The following is a 2560-nucleotide window of genomic DNA, read 5'->3' as shown; positions in this document are numbered from 1 at the left end:
TTAAGCTGGACCAATAACCATGTTCCGATGAAACCTGCCAAGCAAACATTGCATGAGATGATGGCAGAAAGAAAACGTCAGCAAGAAAAAGCATAAGACTTGAAAATAAAACCTGGGGGATAAAAGCTTCAGGTTTTATTTTTTATTAAATACTGCTGGTGTAGCATCGCTATTTGTAAAGGCATTTGATTTGATTATTGTATTTTGATTATTTTGAATAAAAAGGCCGTCTGAAAGATTTTCAGACGGCCTTTATTACATCCAAAAGTTTTGTCTAAGTCCTTAGAGCAATACTTTTTCTACACCGCCGTTATTGGCTTTTTTCACAAACTCATCCAGCCAGTTTTCGCCGAGGATGTGTTTCGCCATTTCGATGACGATGTAGTCGGCAGGCATATTGTTGTCGTCGGCATAGCGGCTCAGGCCTTGCAGGCAGGCTGGGCAGGAGGTGAGCATTTTGACGGGTTCGCCCTGCGGCAGCTCTTTGAGGTTTTTCTCAATTTCCTCTTGTTTGCGGAACTTGACCTGAGTGGCAATGTCTGGTCGTTTGACGGCAAACATACCGGACTCGCCGCAACAGCGGTCGCTTAAGACGACTTTTTGTCCCATCAGGCTGCTGGCCATTTGGGTGGCGTTCATGGTTTTAATCGGGGTATGGCAAGGGTCGTGGTAGAGGTATTGCTGACCTTGCACGCCGTTTAGCTGCACCCCTTTTTCAAGCAGGTATTCGTGGATGTCAATGATACGGCAGCCTGGGAAGATTTCCTCAAAACGGTATTTTTCCAGTTGGTCGTAGCAGGTACCGCAACTGACGACGACGGTCTTAATGTCGAGGTAGTTGAGGGTGTTTGCCATACGGTGGAAAGCCACGCGGTTGTTGGTGCTCATTTCTTCAGCTTTAGCCTTATTGCCGCCAGCGTCTTGCGGATAGCCGCAACACATATAGCCCGGCGGCAGGACGGTTTGTACACCGACATGCCAAAGCATGGCTTGAACGGCGAGTCCGATTTGGCTGAACAGGCGCTCAGAGCCACAACCTGGGAAGTAGAACACGGCTTCGGCATCTTCCGGCGAAGCCGGATTGCGGATGATAGGAATACTCTTGTCGTCTTCTATACCCAGCATGGAGCGCGGAGTTTTGGCAGGCACGCTTTTCGGCAAAGGACGGTTGATGAAGTGGATAACCTGTTCTTTGATTGAGGCGGTACCGACGGTAGCTTTCGGTTCGGCTTTTTGCTTTTTGGTGCCAATCGGAAGAAGCTTGCCGATTTTGTAGGCAAAGTTCTGCGCAGGGAAGCCGGTCTGTATCATGGCGGCGCGAAGGGCTTTGATGGTTTTCGGGCCTGTGGCGTTCAAAAATGCCATGCCCATTGAAGCCACAGGCGCAAAGCGTTTGTGACCGGAATCGGCAAGGTAGTTGCGTACGGCTACGGTAACATCGCCGAAGTCGATATTGACAGGGCAAGGTTTAACGCAGCGGTGGCACACGGTACAGTGGTCGCCGATGTCCATCAGTTCTTCAAAATGTTTGACGGAAACGCCACGACGGGTTTGTTCTTCGTATAAGAAGGCTTCGGTCAGCAAGCCTACGCCGAGGATTTTGTTGCGGGGGCTGTACAGCAGGTTGGCACGCGGAACGTGAGTAGAGCAAACAGGTTTGCATTTTCCGCAGCGCAGGCAGTCTTTGACGGAATCGGCGATGGTGCCGAGGTCTGATTTTTCCATAATCAGCGATTCCGCCCCCAAAAGCTCGAAAGACGGCGTATAGGCGTTGCGCAGGTCCGAGCCTTTCATCAGTTTGTGACGGTTGAAGGTGTGTTTGGGATCGACTTGGTTTTTGTAGTCCCAAAACGGCTGCAAATCTTCATCGGTCAAAAATTCGAGCTTGGTGATGCCGATGCCGTGTTCGCCCGAAATCACGCCGCCGAGCGAACGGGCGATTTTCATAATGCGTTCGACCGAACGGTAGGCCGTCTGAAGCATTTCGGCATCGTCTGAGTTAACCGGAATATTGGTATGAACGTTACCGTCGCCGGCGTGCATATGCAGGGCGACGAAGACGCGGCTGCGCACGGTTTTGGCGTGGATTTTGCCCAAACCTTGAATAATTTTGGTATCGGTTTTGCCGCTGAAGATTTCAGAAAGCGGCTTCATTACGTCCGCTTTGACAGACACACGCAGGCGGAAATCGCGGAAGGCAATAAAGCAGCTTTCATTGTCTTTGGCTTCGGGCGCGGCGTGGACGGATGCGCCATAGCGAGCTTTATAGTCGGCAAGTGGCGCATCCAAGTTAGCAAGCAACCATTCCCAACGCGCTTTGACAGAGGAAACGTGGGCTAGGGCGTGTTTGCCGCGTTCACCTAACAGTTCGGCGGTTGGCAGGTCTGTTCCCATTTTGTCGATGGGGAGTTTGCCGGACAGATATTGCTCCAAGGCGGCACAGAGTTTGAGTTTGTTTTGGATGGAAAGCTCAATGTTGATGCGTTCGATGCCGTCTGAATACTCACCGAGCCTTTCGAGTGGGATTACCACGTCTTCGTTGATTTTAAAGGCGTTGGTA

The 2560-nt window shown here is 50.8% G+C and carries 1 protein-coding gene; it reads right to left on the bottom strand.

The genetic code is table 11. From position 1 onward, the window contains the following. Window positions 1-282 precede the first annotated feature (282 nt). Window positions 283-2560, bottom strand: a 2278-nt coding sequence (locus ACTHUE_RS15350) for a DUF3400 domain-containing protein (RefSeq protein WP_440423923.1), incomplete at its 5' end; no start/stop codon positions are given.

This window comes from Neisseria sp. P0021.S005 (assembly GCF_051956955.1).
This window is presented reverse-complemented; position numbering and strand designations above follow the sequence as displayed.